General features: G+C 70.7%; 20 protein-coding genes and 1 pseudogene. 10 read left to right on the top strand and 11 right to left on the bottom strand.

Going from position 1 to position 16374, the window contains the following annotated elements; all coding sequences use genetic code 11:
- Positions 1 to 42 precede the first annotated feature (42 nt).
- Positions 43 to 495: a DUF427 domain-containing protein gene (locus OO014_RS06375; RefSeq protein WP_334685032.1), complete on the bottom strand. Its 453-nt coding sequence runs from the start codon at positions 493 to 495 to the stop codon at positions 43 to 45.
- 321 nt (positions 496 to 816) lie between these two features.
- Entirely contained in the window at positions 817 to 1191 is a 375-nt protein-coding gene (locus OO014_RS06370) for a DUF1398 family protein (protein WP_272461449.1), read from the bottom strand.
- 190 nt (positions 1192 to 1381) lie between these two features.
- On the opposite strand from OO014_RS06370, the gene OO014_RS06365 reads away from it, so the two are divergent.
- The 4 genes and pseudogenes from OO014_RS06365 (at position 1382) to OO014_RS06350 (ending at position 4625) form a co-directional block, all read left to right on the top strand.
- Entirely contained in the window at positions 1382 to 1951 is a 570-nt protein-coding gene (locus tag OO014_RS06365; RefSeq protein WP_272461448.1) for a GNAT family N-acetyltransferase, read from the top strand.
- 12 nt (positions 1952 to 1963) lie between these two features.
- Entirely contained in the window at positions 1964 to 2554 is a 591-nt protein-coding gene (locus OO014_RS06360; protein WP_334685031.1) for a site-specific integrase, read from the top strand.
- Positions 2555 to 3059: 505 nt separating this feature from the next.
- Positions 3060 to 3413: pseudogene (locus OO014_RS06355) on the top strand (VOC family protein); the annotation flags it as partial.
- Positions 3414 to 3740: 327 nt separating this feature from the next.
- The gene (locus tag OO014_RS06350) at positions 3741 to 4625 is read left to right on the top strand and encodes a GNAT family N-acetyltransferase (protein WP_272461446.1); all 885 of its coding nucleotides are present in this window, start codon (positions 3741 to 3743) and stop codon (positions 4623 to 4625) included.
- Between the two features lie 141 nt (positions 4626 to 4766).
- Here OO014_RS06350 and OO014_RS06345 read toward each other — a convergent pair whose 3' ends face one another.
- A complete protein-coding gene (locus tag OO014_RS06345; RefSeq protein WP_272461445.1) occupies positions 4767 to 5045 on the bottom strand; it encodes a hypothetical protein in 279 nt (92 codons plus the stop codon).
- Here OO014_RS06345 and OO014_RS06340 point away from each other — a divergent pair.
- Positions 5044 to 5466 (top strand): hypothetical protein, encoded by a 423-nt coding sequence (locus OO014_RS06340; RefSeq protein WP_272461444.1) that lies wholly within the window; start codon positions 5044 to 5046, stop codon positions 5464 to 5466. The genes OO014_RS06345 and OO014_RS06340 overlap by 2 nt on opposite strands.
- A 203-nt stretch (positions 5467 to 5669) precedes the next feature.
- Here OO014_RS06340 and OO014_RS06335 read toward each other — a convergent pair whose 3' ends face one another.
- A complete protein-coding gene (locus OO014_RS06335) occupies positions 5670 to 5912 on the bottom strand; it encodes an HAD family hydrolase (RefSeq protein ID WP_272461443.1) in 243 nt (80 codons plus the stop codon).
- Positions 5913 to 5942: 30 nt separating this feature from the next.
- Here OO014_RS06335 and OO014_RS06330 point away from each other — a divergent pair, with 30 nt between their 5' ends.
- A complete protein-coding gene (locus OO014_RS06330) occupies positions 5943 to 6320 on the top strand; it encodes an ArsR/SmtB family transcription factor (protein ID WP_272461442.1) in 378 nt (125 codons plus the stop codon).
- A gap of 5 nt (positions 6321 to 6325) precedes the next feature.
- Complete coding sequence (locus OO014_RS06325) at positions 6326 to 6814, top strand: SRPBCC family protein (protein WP_272461441.1); 489 nt, start codon at positions 6326 to 6328, stop codon at positions 6812 to 6814.
- A 71-nt stretch (positions 6815 to 6885) separates the two neighbouring features.
- On the opposite strand, the gene OO014_RS06320 is transcribed toward OO014_RS06325, so the two are convergent.
- Positions 6886 to 7635, bottom strand: coding sequence for a DinB family protein (locus OO014_RS06320; protein WP_272461440.1), 750 nt, complete (start codon positions 7633 to 7635; stop codon positions 6886 to 6888).
- A 68-nt stretch (positions 7636 to 7703) separates the two neighbouring features.
- Here OO014_RS06320 and OO014_RS06315 point away from each other — a divergent pair, with 68 nt between their 5' ends.
- The 3 genes from OO014_RS06315 to OO014_RS06305 all read left to right on the top strand — a co-directional run bounded on the left by OO014_RS06315 (position 7704) and on the right by OO014_RS06305 (position 10814).
- Entirely contained in the window at positions 7704 to 8498 is a 795-nt protein-coding gene (locus OO014_RS06315) for an alpha/beta hydrolase (protein ID WP_272461439.1), read from the top strand.
- 88 nt (positions 8499 to 8586) lie between these two features.
- The gene (locus OO014_RS06310; RefSeq protein WP_272461438.1) at positions 8587 to 9264 is read left to right on the top strand and encodes a precorrin-8X methylmutase; all 678 of its coding nucleotides are present in this window, start codon (positions 8587 to 8589) and stop codon (positions 9262 to 9264) included.
- Complete coding sequence (locus tag OO014_RS06305) at positions 9261 to 10814, top strand: precorrin-2 C(20)-methyltransferase (RefSeq protein WP_272461437.1); 1554 nt, start codon at positions 9261 to 9263, stop codon at positions 10812 to 10814. The genes OO014_RS06310 and OO014_RS06305 overlap by 4 nt, the downstream gene beginning before the upstream one ends.
- Before the next feature lie 7 nt (positions 10815 to 10821).
- Here OO014_RS06305 and OO014_RS06300 read toward each other — a convergent pair whose 3' ends face one another.
- The 6 genes from OO014_RS06300 to OO014_RS06275 all read right to left on the bottom strand — a co-directional run bounded on the left by OO014_RS06300 (position 10822) and on the right by OO014_RS06275 (position 16369).
- A complete protein-coding gene (locus tag OO014_RS06300) occupies positions 10822 to 12084 on the bottom strand; it encodes a GNAT family N-acetyltransferase (RefSeq protein ID WP_272461436.1) in 1263 nt (420 codons plus the stop codon).
- 81 nt (positions 12085 to 12165) lie between these two features.
- Positions 12166 to 12504 (bottom strand): NifB/NifX family molybdenum-iron cluster-binding protein, encoded by a 339-nt coding sequence (locus OO014_RS06295; protein ID WP_272461435.1) that lies wholly within the window; start codon positions 12502 to 12504, stop codon positions 12166 to 12168.
- A gap of 93 nt (positions 12505 to 12597) precedes the next feature.
- Positions 12598 to 14136 carry a CYTH and CHAD domain-containing protein gene (locus OO014_RS06290; RefSeq protein WP_272461434.1) on the bottom strand — a complete coding sequence of 513 codons (1539 nt, stop codon included), beginning with the start codon at positions 14134 to 14136 and terminating at the stop codon, positions 12598 to 12600.
- Positions 14137 to 14366: 230 nt separating this feature from the next.
- Positions 14367 to 15002: a LysE family translocator gene (locus OO014_RS06285; RefSeq protein ID WP_272461433.1), complete on the bottom strand. Its 636-nt coding sequence runs from the start codon at positions 15000 to 15002 to the stop codon at positions 14367 to 14369.
- 144 nt (positions 15003 to 15146) lie between these two features.
- Positions 15147 to 15593: an aromatic ring-opening dioxygenase LigA gene (locus tag OO014_RS06280; protein ID WP_272461432.1), complete on the bottom strand. Its 447-nt coding sequence runs from the start codon at positions 15591 to 15593 to the stop codon at positions 15147 to 15149.
- A 128-nt stretch (positions 15594 to 15721) separates the two neighbouring features.
- A complete protein-coding gene (locus tag OO014_RS06275) occupies positions 15722 to 16369 on the bottom strand; it encodes a CueP family metal-binding protein (protein WP_272461431.1) in 648 nt (215 codons plus the stop codon).
- Positions 16370 to 16374: the final 5 nt, after the last annotated feature.

Here is a 16374-nt window from a genome sequence, read left to right as displayed (position 1 = left end):
GCGTTCCTTGGGGTCATGGTGGCCCTCACGGCCGCACGGGGCTCACCAGCCGGCGCTGCCGGCCACCCCCTTGAACGGTCCCGCCACCGACGAGGTGATCCAACCGCCGTAGAAACCGCCCGGCTGCGGCACGACCTGCTCCCCGTCCACGAAGCACACGTCCATAGCCGCGGCATACACCGCCACGTGGCCCACCAGCTGGTCGAACCCGGGCGAGGCCGTCGGGTAGTACCAGCCGGCCTTGGACGCCGTCAGACGGCCACCCACCACGTCGAGGTAGCGGGCGACCCCTTTCCACTCACAGAAGGAGGAGCCCGCGGTTTCACGCAGCGCACCGGCGATGAACTCCTCGCGAGGCAAGTAGTAGGTGGGCGGATGACTCGTCTCCAGCACCTGCCACGACTCGGCCGTGTCACACACCAACTCACCGCCCAGGACGACCCGGATAGGCAGGTAGCACCGACGCAGGCGCGGGGGCCGCGGATAGCTCCACACGGACTCCTGCCCGGGTCCCGTCGGGTCAGGTCGAGGGTGACGGACCACGACCACAACAGTAACCCTCCGGCAAGTGGCCGAGTGTTGAGGATCAGGACGCTGACTTCGGGTGGTGTGGAGCCTCTCGACCGAGACGCCGGGTTCGCTGCCCTGCCCGAAGTCGTCCAGATGAAGCACGGGCCGCAGCTCGAGGGGCTCGAGAGCCTGGTCCGCGATGAGTGACCGGAAGGCACTGACGCGGCTGCATCACTACGGCGCCTGTTCGCGTCCGCGCATGGGGCGCCCCAAGCCGTCACATCTTCGTTGCCGAATCCCGTCTGCCTAAACCTGCTCGACCAGGAGCGCCACCCCGGCCCGGTCGACATACGTCATCGTGAGCGCAGCGGTGTCACCGACCCATTTCTCGACACCGCTCGCGGCCAAGCCCGCGGACATCTCGACGTACGAAGTCTCCTTGTCTCGATGACGCTGGAGGTGCTCGAAAAAGGCAGCCCGATCAGTCGTCTCGGCGACCGTCAGCAGCTCATGATGTGGAGCCGAGACCACACGGCCTCCGTCGGCGCTGAAGAACTCTGAGTGACCGTCGACGAGGAACGACTCGAATCTGACGACCCCGAGCTCCGCCAAGCCGCGCAGGTAGTCGGCCAGCGTCTCGGCTCTTCCGAGTCGACCGTGAAGCTCTTCGATCTGGGCCATGGTGAACACGAGAACCAGTCTTCCACGCCCGCCGCTCTTGGGATCCCGCCGTGCAGCCGGATCAGAGGCGACCTGCTCAGATTGCCCTGCGTCATACCGGCTCCATGTCGACCGGCCGGTTTGCTGGACATGCCACGACCGAGCCAAAAGCCGCTTGTCGGGGCGGAGACCGAACGGGAATCATGCCGGAGTGATATCCAAGCCATGGCCGATGCGTGTCGGTTCGCTTCTGCTGCGCGAGGCAGGTGCCGCAGACATCGAGCACCTGCTGGCCTTCCGCAACGACCCTCAGGTCAACCGGTTCATGATCCGTACCAGCGTGGAGCCGGGGACCTTCCGCCAGGAGTGGCAGGCCGTGCTCACGAGCGAGACGGACTTCTCCTGTGTCGCCGAATTGGACGGGAACGTGGCCGCGATGGGGTTCCTTGAGATCGTCGACGGGATGGGGCAGCCCGGGATGCCCAGCCGGACCGAAGGACTGATCGGCTACATCGTTGATCCGGGCTTCGCGGGTAGGGGCGTGGCAAGTGATCTGGCTCGCGGCCTACTCGTGGCTGCGTTCGACCATCTCGGGCTGCGGCGGGTGACGGCGAGCTGCAATGCCGACAACTTCGCCTCGGTACGGGTGCTTGAGAAGGCTGGCATGAGGCGCGAACACCATGGAGTCGAAGACTCCTGGCATGCAGACCTTGGCTGGGTGGACGGGTACCGGTACGCGATCCTGGCGCGCGAGTGGAAGGGATTGCCGAACGCCGGCTAGGGTCTCGTCCCGGTGACCGCGACCTGCGTTGTCGTGCGTGTTTTCGGGGTTGAGGCACGTGCGTCATTACGTCGCCTGAGCACCCAACCCCAGCGAGTGAGAGGCTCAACTCTTCCGCTGCTTCAGCCAAGGGGGCGTCTGGGAGGAAGACTTCGACGTCAGGTGCCATCGTCTGCAGGCGCGGCAGAAGTAGGAACCGGTAGTGTGCTGCATCTGGTGGGCAAGGGCAATAAGCCGGCCACCATGCCCATCACCGTCCAGGTGCTTCGCGTCCTGGAGGCCTGTCGCGGCCAGCGGACCCGCGGGCGACTCATCCTTCGACCGGTCTCGGGCGAACCTATCGACCGCCGCGACGTGTACCGGATGGTCGCCCGGATGGTCGCCCGGATGGCGAAGGCTGCCGGGACCCCCCGGCACATCAGCCCGCACTCGCTGCGGCACGCCGCGATCACCAACGCCCTCGATGCCGGCGTCCCCCTGCGCGACGCGCAGATCCTCGCCCGCCACGCCGACCCGCGAACCATCGAGCACTACGACCGCGCCCGCGGCAACCTCGAGCGCCACGGCGTCCACTTCCTCACGGCGTACGTCGCCGGCGTCTGAACGACCAGGCCCGGCTCGCGTCGACTTCGCCCATACAGGGCGACAGTCATAGAGGTGCGATCCACGGGCCCGAGGACCAAGTGGTCGAAGCCTGCCGCCTTCCGCCCCGAACGCCGTGGCGATCAGTGGTCTCGGTCGCGAGGTCTACATTCTTGAGGCGTCAGTTGCGTCAAGTCACGACACACGTCGTGCCTGACCGTCCGTCATGGACGCACATGAACGTCACTCACCTTCACAACACCCGCTGCCGTCATCTCGCACTCGGCGCTGAGGTCGCTCGGTGACTCTTCAACAGCCCACAAAGGGACCACGATTCAGCCGTGCCGTCGATGTGCGCTCCGCGGTCCGGGACGAAACTTCAGGGCGCGGGCGGGTATCCCCGTGCAGGTGCCGGATCTACTGTGACTGGATGCTTACGAATCGGTCGGCGCCTCACGCCCGGGTGACACCAGTTCTGATCGTGGCGGATGTCCGGGCTGCGGTGTCGTGGTAATGCGACGTCCTTGGGTTCGTCGAACACGTCCGCATTGGCGAAGCTCACCGCTCGCAGCTCGGGCTCCCGGGGGAAGCCCCGGCCGAACTGGTCGTGGCCGAGGTACGGCCCGGGCAGAGGACGCCCCAGACGGGGCGTTCTCACCAAGTGATGCTCAAGGTCAGCGATGTCGCCGCAGTGGTCGAGATGGCGACGGCTCGAGGCGCTGTCCTGGTCGACCCGCCGCGGGACTGGGAGTACGGCGAGCGGCAGGCCACGATCGATGATCCATACGGGCACCAGTGGGTCCTCAACCAGACGATCGTCGACGTCGCCCCCGAAGAGTGGGGCGGTCACACCGTCACCCCACGGCATCGAGCCCTGTAGTTCCCGCGGTCGGCGGCAGCCTCATCGGTACCGCTGACGGCAACCGGCGAGCGAGGTCCGGGACTGGCGGGACCTGCGCCGACTGGCGGGAGCAGGAGCGCGCCGGGCTCACCACTACCTGCAGGTCAACCAGGATGTGACGGCCTGCCTGCTCGACGGGGGCGGCGAACCCGAGCAGCCGGACCCCGGAAGGCTCAGGGTCTCCGGCTCCGAGTTCGTGCTGGCACGAGCCATCTTGCCTTCCGGGTACTGCAGGCCGACCTGGCCGCCCTGGGGAGGCCGAAAAGGCGTCGCTGGCGTGGGGGACGGAATCCTATGGTTGGCGTGATGAAGCTTTCTGTCTGCACCACAGACGACGACTACGAAGCCTGGCGCGCGATCCGGCTCGCGGTGGTGCCAGCCGAGCGCTGTGACACGGTCGCGGAACTTCGCGCCCAGGATTCCCGGAGCCGGCTGCTCCTGGTCGCATCGGTGGACGGCAGAGTGGTGGGATCGGGGATGGCCGATCGATCCGAGTTGGCCGGAGGCGGGTTCGTCGCCCCCCGGGTCCTGCCCGACTTCCGCCGTCGCGGGGTCGGGTCCGTGCTCCTGCGGGCACTCGCCGACCACTGCGCCGACCTGGACCTTCCGGTGCTCAGAGCCCACGTCGACGACGAGGAGTCCTTCGCCTTCGCGCTCCGGTTTGGGTTTGCCGAGGTGGACCGAGAGGTCGAGCAGGTCCGGGTCGTCGGCGAGGAACGCCCGCCGGCTGGCCTGCCGACGGGCGTTGAGGTGGTGACGCTGAGCCAGCACCCGGACCTCTGGAGCGCCTCGTTCGAGAGGTTCGGCAGGGAGGTGCTCGCCGACTTCGCCGCGTACACACCGTTGGAGATCAGCCGGACCCAGTGGGACACGTCCTGGGCCGGCGACCCGATGTTTCTCGCGCTGTTCGACGGGCAGGTGATCGGCTGCGCGGGGCTGCACCGGGACACCGACCAGCCCGACCGCGCCGAGAACGCGCTGACCGCGGTGCGCCGGGACTGGCGCGGCCGTGGCGTCGCATCACATCTGAAGCGCCGCGCCCTGCAGTGGGCTGCAGCGAACGGAATCCGTGAGGTCTACACCTGGACGCAGGCCGGCAATGCCCCGATGCGCCGGCTCAACGAAGACCTCGGCTATGTCACCACCCGCAGCAGCGTCACGGTGGCCCGAGCCCTACCTCTGCCGATGTGAGAGCCCGAGGTCTGTGCACGCGCGAGCGCTTGCCCGGAGCAGCACACCCAAGGGGGCCAGGCCGCAACTGGTTGGCAACTCAACCGCGACCGCGCGCTGGTGGGCTGCCGATATGAAGGACACGATCAGGGTGACCCCCAGTCACCGAGAGACCGAACAGATCGATTCCGGCAGGGCAACCGTCAGGCGGGCCACGGCCGGCAAGGTCGGCGCGGCGCTCCTGGCACTCGCCGTGGGCGCGGCCGGCTGTACGAGCTCCGCGGGGTCCGGCGGCGAGCCCACCTCGTCACCGATGACCTCGACGGCAACAGCCTCGACCGCAACAGGCTCGACCGCGGCCGCCGCGGCCACGCCCTGCCCGTCAGCTCCGGAGAACCCGCCCGCGACGAACTCGACGTTCGCCGTCGACGGGGCCTCCATGCCGATGCGGGCTGGCTGGACCGTCCGTGCTGCCAGCCCGGGCTGGGTGTCGTTCGGGACGCCCGGGAGCGAGACCGAGGGCGGCAACCTGCTCCGTCCCACGTGCGTGGCCACAGCGGCTGGTCTACCGGCCCCATTGCCCGATGACGTGGTGGCCTGGCTCCTGCAGCGTGCGGACCTCGACGCGGACGTGGTCGAGGACATGCAGGTCGATGGGCGACAAGGGCAGCTGGTGACGGTCGGGGGTGACACCCTCCTGTGGTGCACCGACCCGTCCAGCTCGGGATGCTTCGGCAGCAACCGGGCCTACGCGGTCTTCCCAACCCCGGAGGGCGTCATCGTGGTCGAGGGGTTCGGGGAGACCCCACAGCGCAGCATCGACAACACCCGAGCACTGGCGCAAACGTTGACCTTCGACTGACGGGGTCGGGGCAAGGTTCCTCGCCATGCGGTCCGCCTCGGCCCGATCCTGGAACCAGTCGCCGCGCCACGGTTCGGGCCGGGGCAGCTGCTCCTGGATGCCGTCGCTGATGGTGAGGAGCCGCGGCGGCGTGGACTCGCCGAGGTAGGCGGGTGCCTCGGTCTCGCGGACCAGGACCCAGCCGGCCACAACCAGCTCACCCGTCAGCACAGGACACAGGATGCCTCACCGGTGCGGACCCCCAAGGCGGGAATGTTGTGCATGGCCGCCACCCGGGCGTCGTAGACCGAGTCGCCCACCATGACGCCGCTGGCGCCTTCCACCTGTGCCAGGGCCGCGGCAACGAAGTCCGCCTCTGGCTTGCTCTTCTCGACGTCATCGGAGGTCGCCCAGGCATCGGAGAGCGACTTGCCGTCGATGAGGGCTTCCCGCCACCCCCTTGACAACGTACAACCAGTTAGTTGTACGTTAGAGCCATGGACGGAACGGACGAGGACCGCGCAGATGCCTGGTTCCACGCGCTCTCCGACCGGACGCGGCGCGACATCCTGCGCCGGGTGCTGGCCGGAGAGCACTCCGTCTCGACGCTCGCGGCGTCCTATGACATGAGCTTCGCCGCGGTGCAGAAGCACGTCGCCGTGCTGGAGAAGGCGGGCCTGCTGACCAAGCGTCGGCAGGGACGCGAGGCTCTGGCCAGCGGCGACGTGGCAGCCGTGCGCTCGATGGCAGAGATGCTCACCGAGCTCGAGTCGCTCTGGCGCGGCCGCATCTCCCGGATCGACGAGCTCATCGCGCTGCCGCAGCCGGACACCGGACGGACCACAGCCACAACACCACTCCCAGACAAGGACTGATCACCATGCCCGTCACCAACGTCTCACACGACCTCGACGCCCGGACCCTCACGATCGTCGCGGACTTCGCCTGCCCGCCGAAGCGGCTCTGGGAGGTCTACGCGGACCCGCGTCAGCTCGAGCGGGTGTGGGGCCCGCCCACTCACCCCGCCACGTTCGTCGACCACGACCTGTCTCCCGGAGGGCGGATGAACTACTACATGACCAGCCCCGAGGGCGAGAAGTACTACGGCTACTGGGAGGTCGATTCCGTCGACGAGCCGAACGGCTTCACCTTCGACGACGGCTTCGCGCTCGACGAGGCATTCACGAAGAACCCCGACCTGCCGGTCGGCAAGAACGTGTTCTCCTTCACGGAGCGCGACGGTGGCACCCGCGCCACCTTCGTGAGCACCTACCCCACCGCCGAGGCCCTGCAGACGGTCCTCGACATGGGCGTCGTCGAGGGCGCCTCCTCGGCGATCAACCAGATCGACGACCTCGTCGCCGCCTGACGCAGCGCGCCCCACCCGTGACCACGACCGCGCCCGCCGACTGCTCCACCGGTCGGCCGGCGCGGTCGTGGTCAGCGGGTCACCCCCCGGTCTGCGCGCACCTGAGCGAGATCGCGTCGGATGTAGCGCAGGTGCGCCCACTCCTCCTCCAGGATGACGCGAAGGCAGTCCCCGACCGTGGGGCACCAGTCACCGCCCCACGGGTCCTCGCGCTCCTCCGCGAGCTGCTCCGGCGTGACCTGGGTGAGGAAGTCCGTCACCAGCTGTTGTCGCTCGGCCCGCACCGCGAGGATCTCCTCGAACGTCGGCGGGTCCGACCGGAAGATCGACACGTCGAAGCCCATCTCCCCGGCACCGGTGAAGATCTGGCCGATCTCGTGGAACGGCTGCTCGATCCTCAGGATCGCGCCGCGCAGCCACGCATCGGTCGCCAGGACGAGGTGCCGCAGCGTCTGGGCCAGGGACCACTCGTCCTCGACGTGGGCGTCCACCAGCTCAAGCCCGGTCCCCTCGACGGTCTGCGACCACGCGGTCTGCACCGCCGCCCAACCGTCGCGCAGGCCTTCGGGCGTCTTCGCCTTCTGCAGCTCGCGGCCGGGGAACTGCCGGTTGAGCTCGGCGTCCACGAGGGGCACGACGTCGACCCCGTTGACGAAGAGGCTGCCGAAGAACAGGTCGTGGCTGTCGATGTCGAGGCCGTCGACGTCGACGCTGCGCATCGTCACCCCGGTGACATCGGAGAACCGCAGGGTCGCTCCCCGGAAACTTGACCTGATGAAGGTCGCCCCTTCGAACTCCTTCGTGCCGGAATAGGTCGTCATCGCGTCATCATGCCCGTCCAGCCCGCGTCCCGAGCCCCCTGCGTCGCCACGAGACCTACGCTGCAGAGGTGTCCGCCACCCGCCCCGTCGATCGTCGCTCCGCGCTGCGGGCGGTGCTGCTGCTCGGCTGTGCCATGACCGCAGGCGTCCCCGTCACAGCGTGTGGGGCGAGGCCCCAGGGCCAGCTCAGCGAGGGCGAGCTCACGAGCCGCTTCGGCCTGGGGCACGTCCGGTGGCGGCTGGCGATGCCGGCGGACCAGCCACCTCGAGGTCTGGTCGTCGTCCTGCACGGCTACGGCGGCGATGCGGATGCGGCGTTCGACCTCGGTTACGCCGACGCCCTCGACGCCACCCGCCTCGCCGTGGTCTCCGTCGATGGCGGCAACCGCTACTGGCACCGGCGGCGCGACGGGACCGACAGCGGTGCGATGGTCCGCGAGGAGCTGATCCCCTTGGCTCTGGACCGCTGCGGACTGCCGGCGGGCGCCCGTGTCGGACTGCTCGGCTGGTCGATGGGCGGCTTCGGGGCGCTCCTGCTCGCCAGCGAGCTCGGACGCGGGCGCGTGACCGGAGTCGTCGCGGCCAGTGCGGCGCTCTGGCGCACCGCTGGGGAGACACCGGCGGGCGCGTTCGACGACCGGGAGGACTTCGACCGGCACTCGATCCTGGAGCGGGCGGATCGACTTGACGGCATTCCGATCCGTCTCGACTGCGGACGGTCCGACCCGTTCATCGCCGCGAACCGGGCCCTTGCCGAGCGGTTGTCACGGGTCGAGAGCCACTTCGAACCGGGCGGCCACGACGATGCCTGGTGGCGGGCGCGTGCGACCGACGAGATGGACTGGCTCGCCGCCTTGGCGTGAGTGGGCCCCGGCGGGAGGCGCTGCCCGTTGCCACGGGCGGCCTCCCGGCTGACCAGGCTGCCGTGACGGCCCCCTACGATGTCGGGCAATGTCTGCGCCCCTCACACCCGCCACGGCCTCCGCGCCGCCCACCCGTCGCTATGCCTACGAGACGGACGGCCAGGAGATCTACCGGCGGTCCTTCGCCACGATCCGCGCCGAGGCCCGCCTCGACCACCTGCCCGAGGAGGCCCGCACCGTGGCGGTCCGGATGGTGCACGCGAGCGGTGACGTCGCCCTCACCGAGCACATCGCCGTCCACCCGCGCCTCGTCCCCGACGCCCGGGCAGCCCTGCGCCGGGGCGCGCCGATCTTCACCGACGCCCAGATGATCGCCGCCGGCGTCACGAGGGCAAGGCTTCCCCGCGACAACGAGGTCGTCTGCACCCTGCGCGACGAGCGCGTCCCGGCCATCGCCAAGGCCTGGGGCACCACCCGCTCCGCCGCCGCCGTCTCCCTCTGGGGCGAGCGCCTCGAGGGCGCCGTCGTCGCCATCGGCAACGCGCCGACCGCCCTCTTCCACCTCCTCGAGCAGATCGCGGACGGCGGCCCCCGACCGGCAGCGATCGTCGGGGTCCCCGTCGGCTTCATCGGATCGGCGGAGTCCAAGGTCGCGCTCGCCGAGAACCCCTACGACGTCCCGTGGCTCGTCGTCCACGGTCGCCGCGGCGGATCGGCCCTGGCCGCCTCCGCCCTCAATGCACTGGCACGCGAGGAGGAACTGTGAACCGCACCCCCGGCTGGCTCCGAGGGGTGGGCGTCGGCCCCGGCGACCCCGAGCTCGTGACGATCAAGGCGGCCCGGATCATCCGCTCGGCCGACGTCGTGGCCTTCCACAGCGGCCCCAAGGGCGACTCGATCGCGAGGCGCATCGCCGCGCAGTACTTCCGCCACGACGCCATCGAGGAGCTGCTCGCCTACCCGGTCACGACCGGCGCCACCGACCACCCCCTCGGCTACCACGGGCTGATGGCGGACTTCTACGACGAGTCCGCGGCCCGCCTCGCCGGGCACCTCGACGCCGGACGCAACGTCGCGGTCATCGCGGAGGGCGACCCGCTCTTCTACGGCACCTACATGTACCTCCATGACCGGCTGGCCGCCCGCTACGACTCCGAGGTCGTTCCCGGCGTCACCTCGGTCAGCGGGTCGGCCGCAGCCGTCGCCACCGGCCTGTGCCGGCACGAGGACGTCCTCACCATCCTCCCCGGCACGCTGCCCGTGCCCGAGCTGGCCCGCCGCCTCGCCGACACCGAGGCCGCCGTCATCATGAAGCTCGGGCGCACGTTCCCCGGCGTCGTCGAGGCGCTGCGCCAGGCCGGCCGGCTCGCCGACGCGCGCTACGTCGAGCGCGCCACCTCCACCGCCGAGCGGGTCCTGCCCGTCAGCGAGGTCGACCCCGCCACCGTCCCCTACATGTCGATGATCGTGGTGCCGGGCCAGGACCTGCGGGCCGACTCAGCCGGGCGCGCGACGATGCCGTATGCCGCTGAGCCGGCCCAGCGGCATACGGCCGAGTCGGGCGCGGGGCTGGGTGAGGTCGTCGTCGTGGGGCTCGGCCCGGGACCGGACCGGTGGCTGACGCCCGAGGCCAGCGCCGTGCTGGCGGAGGTCGACCACGTCGTGGGCTACGCGCCCTACGTCAACCGGGTGCCGCAACGAGCCGGGCTGACCCGGCACGCCTCGGGCAACACGGTCGAGGTGGACCGCGCCCGGCACGCGCTCGAGCTGGCCCGCGGCGGTGCGCGCGTCGCCGTCGTGTCCGGTGGGGACGCCGGGGTGTTCGGGATGGCGTCGGCCGTCTACGAGGCGGCCGAGGACCCCGAGCTCGTCGACGTGCCGGTGCGCGTCGTGCCCGGTGTCACCGCGGCGCAGGCCGTGGCCGCCCGAGCGGGCGCGCCACTGGGTGGCGACTTCGCCATCATGTCGCTCTCGGATCGGCTCAAGCCCTGGTCCGTCGTCGAGCGCCGCCTGCGCGCGGCCGCAGAGGCCGACCTCGTCATCGCCCTCTACAACCCCGCGTCGCGCAGCCGGACCGAGCAGATCGCCCAGGCCAGGGCCGCCCTGCTCGACGTCCGCCGCCCGGAGACGGTCGTCGTCGTGGGGCGGGACATCGGTCGCGAGGAGGAGTCGCTGACGGTGACGACACTCGGGGAGCTCGACCCCGCGACGATCGACATGAAGTGCCTGCTCATCATCGGTGCCACGGGAACCCGTGTGACAGCGGAGGGGCAGGTCTGGACGCCGCGCTTCGTGATGGAGCCGACCGCCGGCTGAACCGGCGTCAGAACGGCATGGCTGCAGCCGGGGCCATGTCGGTGCGCAGGCCCCGCCACAGCTCGGCTGCCGCGCCTGCCCGGCGCTCCTCGATCAGCCCGGCCCGGAGCATGGCCACGAGGTTGCCGCCGCCGAGGTAGGCCGCACCGAGGGCCTGCACGGGCAACCGGACGTCGGCGGTCTCGGTCGCGCGCGCCACCTCCGCCTCGCCGGCCGCGCCGGCGCGGATCCGCCAGACGCCGTGGTTCCACGGGGCCGCGGCGTCCTCGACCTCGACGACGACATCGCACGGTGCGCTCCAGGCCCGGGCCTCCAACGCCTCGGGGAGGTCGACGAGGCGGACCCAGAGGGAGTCGTAGGTCTCGACGTCGGAGGTGCTCCGCGGCCCACCGGCCCAGTGGATCACCGGGTCGTCGGCGCCGACGCCGCGCAGCTTGACCGTGCCCATCAGGTCGAAGTCCACGAGCCTGCGCGACAGCGTCAGCAGGGCAGCCGGCCCGCCGACCAGCGCCATGACCTCGAGCTCTCCCGCGGGGCGGGCCTTCTCCCACTTGTGGCTGCGGCGGAAGATCGCGAAGCCCACGTCCCGGCCGTCCCGTCGCGCAAAGAGCACACGGTGGGGTTCCTTGTCCCGCAGGCGTTCCGGCGGCTCCGTGCAGATCCGCTCGTAGTAGCCCTCGGCCCCGACCACCTCGCCGAGCCGCGCCTGGGCCAGGTGGCACTCGCGCAGGCGCTTCGCGACGTCGGGGTCGGCCACGCTCGCGAGGTGCGTGGTGATCAGAGCAGCCTCGGTGTCGAGGTGCGGGGCGGTCAACGTGGCGCCTCGGGACAGACTGACGTGCAGCTCGAGCGAGGCCAGTCCGTAGCCATAGCGGCCGTAGATGCCGGGCTCGCTCGCGTGCAGCGCCGAGACATGAGTGCGCTCCTCGGCCCGGACTCGCTCGAGGTGGTCGCGGATCATCGCCGTCAGGACGCCCTTGCGTCGGTGGTCGGGGTGGACTCCGACCCAGGTCAGACCGGCACACGGGATGGACCGCGGTCGCGCGCCGCCAGGCACCGACAGGGTCAGGGGGAAGACCCCGTAGATCCCGGCGTACGTGCCCGGGTCAGCGCCGTCGACCTCCGCGGCGAACCGATGGGTGTCCGGCAGGCCGATGAGCTGCTCCTCGGCAGACCTGCCGGGGACCTCGTCGAACCAGACCGTGTGGTCGGTGGCGACCAAGCGCTCCGGGTCGGTGCCGGTCAGGATGCGAACCTGGGGTCCCGTCATGACCCCAGCCAAGCGCTCCGCCGCGGGGCCGGGCAACCGGGTTTCCCCGCTGGGCTCGATGCCCCCCTCGGGTGCAGGCGGTCAGCTCGGCGTCGTGCCGGCTGCGGCGACGACGGCCTGCCGTGCGTCACCTCGGGCGCCCTGGACGAGGCGCAGCCCCATCGTGCCGAGCATGCGCTGCATCCCCAGCCCGACGTGCTCCACGACGACAGCCTCGATGCCACGCTCCTTGAGGAAGGTGGCGATCCGAGCGTGGTGCGAGCCCTCCGTCCCCTCGTCGTGCAGCCGGTCCCAGCCGACGGGCACCTCGTCCCACGACGTGATCTGTCCGTCGGCGACCTCCGCCACCGCCACCCGAGCCGCGCGCCCGAGGCCACCACCGACGGTGTCACCGGGGCCGAGCGTCGTCATCACGATCATTGCGAACTCCTCTCGTTGCCCACCACGGTAATCCGCGGCCCGACAGCGCCGGGCGCCCGGGTCCGCCCGGGTCGCCGGTCCACCCGGCAGACGCTAGCTCCAGCGGTCGAGCTGCTTGCGCCGGAACTTCTTCCACGCCTTGTCGAAGTCCCCCTCCGCGCTGGCCGCTCGGCTCTCCTCGAGCGCGTGCAGCCGTCCGAAGGTGAAGGCGTTCTCGCCCGCGAGGTGCGCCTGCATGCCCATCTCGCGCAGCCGTTCCCGCGCGACGACGGAGTCCTGGTGCACGCCGAGCGTCTCCTGGACCTTCTTGGCCGACGTGGCGAGCGAGCGCGCCTGCTTGCCGAGGACCGGCTCGGCCATCTCCGCGGCGTAACGGAGTCGCTTGGCCTTCTTGCGCGCCTCGTGGAAGGCGACGTCCCGCTCGGCGCTGGTCCGCGGTGCGGCCTCGATGGCCCGGACCGCCCGGCGCAACCGCTTGATGTCGCGACGCAGCAGCCGTTTGAGCACCGTGCCGGCCGGCTCGTCCGCGTCCTTGGTCAGCGGCGGTGACTCGATGAGTGAGTCGAGCGCGTCGAGCAGCCGGAAGTAGCGGCTCCCGTCGAGCTGCTCCAGGGCCCGGTCCCGGCCGGCACCGTAGGCCGCCCGCAGCAGGTCGTCGATGCGCGTGGCCACCGGCCCTGCGACCAGTTCCGCCGGCTGTCCGGCCAACACCTCGGCGAGGTGCTCGCGGAGCACCTGGGCGTCGCGCGCCGGCGCGAGCGTCCCGCCCAGCCAACGCAGCTCCTCGCGGACCGGCTCCGTCGCCTCCTGGTCGAGCAGTGGACGCCATGTGCTGAGCGCCGAGCGGAGCCGGCGCGCTGCGATCCGCAGCTTGTGGATGCCTTCGGCCTGACCCGTCCGCACGGCCCGGTCCTCGGCCTGCAACCGGACCGTGTGCTCGGCGAGGTGGGCTGCGAGCACCTGACGCGCCGAGCCGTTCGAGGTGCCGTCAGCGGTGGGCCGCCCCGCGGAGGGCAGGTCGCCGAGCGCCCGCCGCAGCTTCGAGGCCGACGCCGCCGGCGAGGCCCCGGCGTCACGCAGCTGCTCCCCCACGGCGTCGAGGAGCTCCTCCGCGCCGCCAGCCAGCTCCACCTCCCACTCCCGCCACTCCTGGGATGCTGCGGAGGCGTCGCCCGCCCCGCCGAGCCGTTCGGCACGCACCTCGTCGTCACACACCGTCGCCAGCACGGCGCCCTCGCCGTCGTGCAACGCGTACTCACGTCGGGTCGTCGCGAGCCGCGCGACCGGCCGGAGCGGACGGTCGCGCACGATGGCACGAACCTGCCCCAGCAGCGAGTCGGGCACCGTCTCGGAGTCGTCCTCCCCGAGGGGTTCGTGCACCTCCGTCCGCGCGTCCCCGCCCTTGGGCAGCTTGAGGTGCCAGCCGGCGTCGTGGCCGCCGGTGCGCCGGCGCAAGGTCACGCCGTGGCGCGCGAGGTCGAGCCCGGCCGTGTCGAAGTACACCGCCTCCAACCGCAGCTCCTGAGGCTGGCCCACGCCCGCGACGAGACCGACTTCGGCGAGGTTGGGGAAGACCGTCTCGACCCCGACGTCGTACTTGCGCTCGATCTCGTCCTGCTGCGAACGGCCCATGCCTCTCATCTTCCCCCGTTGGCCGCGCCGAACCCACAGCCGAACCCACAAGCAGCGCAGGGGTATGCCGCTGGGCTCAGCCCCAGCGCGAGGTCGGGTCCGCGCGGAGCCAGCTCAGCGGCCCCCACCACGTTTCGGACCCGGGCCCCATGAGCGGTGGCCTCGCTCGCGAATGCCCACCACAGATCGGGCCCCGGCCCGATGCGTGGTGGTGATGCCGGCGGCCGGCGTCAGAGCCCGTCAGCGGCGAGCCGCGCCCCGAAGCCGAGCATCGCCACCCCGGTCAGCCCGTCGAGCCAGCGCCGGACCCGGCGGCGCGACAACAGGATCCGGGCCCGGTCGATACCGAGCACGAGGAGGGTGAGGTAGACGGCGGAGATGAGTGCGTGCGTCAACGCGAGCGGCACGGCCTGCCAAGGCGACTGGCTGCCGGGCAGGAACTGCGGGAGCACGGCCAGGTAGAAGGCGAGCACCTTCGGGTTGGTGATGTTGGACAGGAAGCCCTGTCGCAGGCCGACCACCGCTGCCCCTGCCGAACGGCCGGGGGCGCCACCGTCTCGAACCACGTCGTAGCGACCCCGTCTGGCACTGACGAGGGCCTGGCCGGCCAGGAAGACGAGGTAGGCCACGCCGACCCACCTGATGGTCTGGAAGACGGGCCCGGAGGCGGCGATCACCGCGCCGAGCCCGAGGGCCACGGCGACCCCCTGGACGGCACTGGAAGCCGCCACGCCCACGCCCGCAAACAGACCACGTCGTCGGCCGCCGGCGAGCGCGTTGCGCGTCACCACCGCGAAGTCGGGGCCGGGCACGAGGGTCACCACCAGCGCGAAGAGCGCGAAGGACCCGTACGTCTGCCATGTCATGGGCAAAGGATGACATGACTCCTGACAGGAGGAAAGGGGCCGTCCACGGGAACTGGAGGGGGTACGCGACAGGCGGCGCCAGCTGCAGCTGGCACCGCCCGTCTCCACACCCGCGGCCGGCGGGTGAGGGTCACCTGAGCCGGATCAGACCGTGCGGTCCGGAGCCCGGTCGTGGACCACATCCCGCCTGCTGAGGCTCACGAGAGCCCAGCCGATCAGCAGCAGCATCAACCCGAGACCCATCGCCATCGCGGCGACGCCGAAGGCGACGACGGAGGTGAAGAGCGAGGCCCGGAGGAAGGACGCTGACATCGCCGTCTGCCGGAGCGGGTCCTCGCGGTCCAGCTCGGCGTAGGTCTTGCCGCCCGTCGCGTCGAGCGCGTGCTTGTCGATGATCTGCGCCTGGGCATAGGCCGAGAACGGACCATCCACCTTGTCGCCCGCCAGCATCGTGGCGTCCTTGGCCACGGTGATCTTCGCGGCCTTGAGCTCGGTGTGAACCATGTAGTACGTGACGCCCCCGGCGACGATCATCAGGATGCCAACGATGGCAACGATGGTCCCCAAGGTCCTTGCAGTACGGCTGGCCATGCGAATCCCTCCCTGAAATGAGCTGATGCGATGCAGTATGGCCCTCAAGGGGACTCGCGCGGTGGATTACGAATCCCCATGCCCTCTCGTGTCCCCCGAGGGCCGAGCTGCAACGCTGGCGAATCGGTTCAGACGAGCTTGAGCGTGGACAGGCAGGTGGCCGCGTCCTGGCCGGTCGAGATGGGCGACGTGGCCGTCCGGCCGTCCTGAGTCACGGTGATGGTGCCCTCGATGTCCCTCGGCAGCCAGAAGCCGACGAACCCGTTGGCGTAGATCTGCTGGGGGCTCTCGACGAGCGTCTTGCCGGACGAGTCGACGATCTTGACGTCGACGGACTGCCCGGCGAGCTCACCGGTGCACGTCGTCAGGCTGTGGTAGAAGCAGTCGTGCGTCTGGTTCACGTAGGGCGCGACGGACAGGTAGAACTTGTCGCTCGGCAGCGGGACCGCGGTCTCGGTGCCGCCGTCCTTGAGGACGAGCTTGTCGTAGCGGACCGACGCGAAGATGTCGCTCTTGCGATCCGACGCCTGGTCGAGCGTGCTGATGACGTCGGTCGCACTGCGCCCGGACAGTCCGAGCTTGGCGAGGATCGCGTCGGCGTCCGATCCGGCGGCCGCTGCTGCAGCGGGCGCGCCACCCGGCGCCCCGGTGCCTGGGTCGTCGCCGGTGCTGGCACAGCCCGCGAGAAGCACGAGCGAGGCCATCCCGGCGGCGGCCCAGGCGAGGGGGCGGCGGGTTCGGACGGGTCGGTGGGCGAGGAGCTGGTGCTGGTTCACGGCCC

The organism is Intrasporangium calvum, assembly GCF_028446585.1.
GTDB lineage: Bacteria > Actinomycetota > Actinomycetes > Actinomycetales > Dermatophilaceae > Intrasporangium > Intrasporangium calvum_A.
The sequence above is the reverse complement of the archived record's forward strand: the minus strand, read 5'-3'. Positions and strand labels throughout refer to the sequence as shown.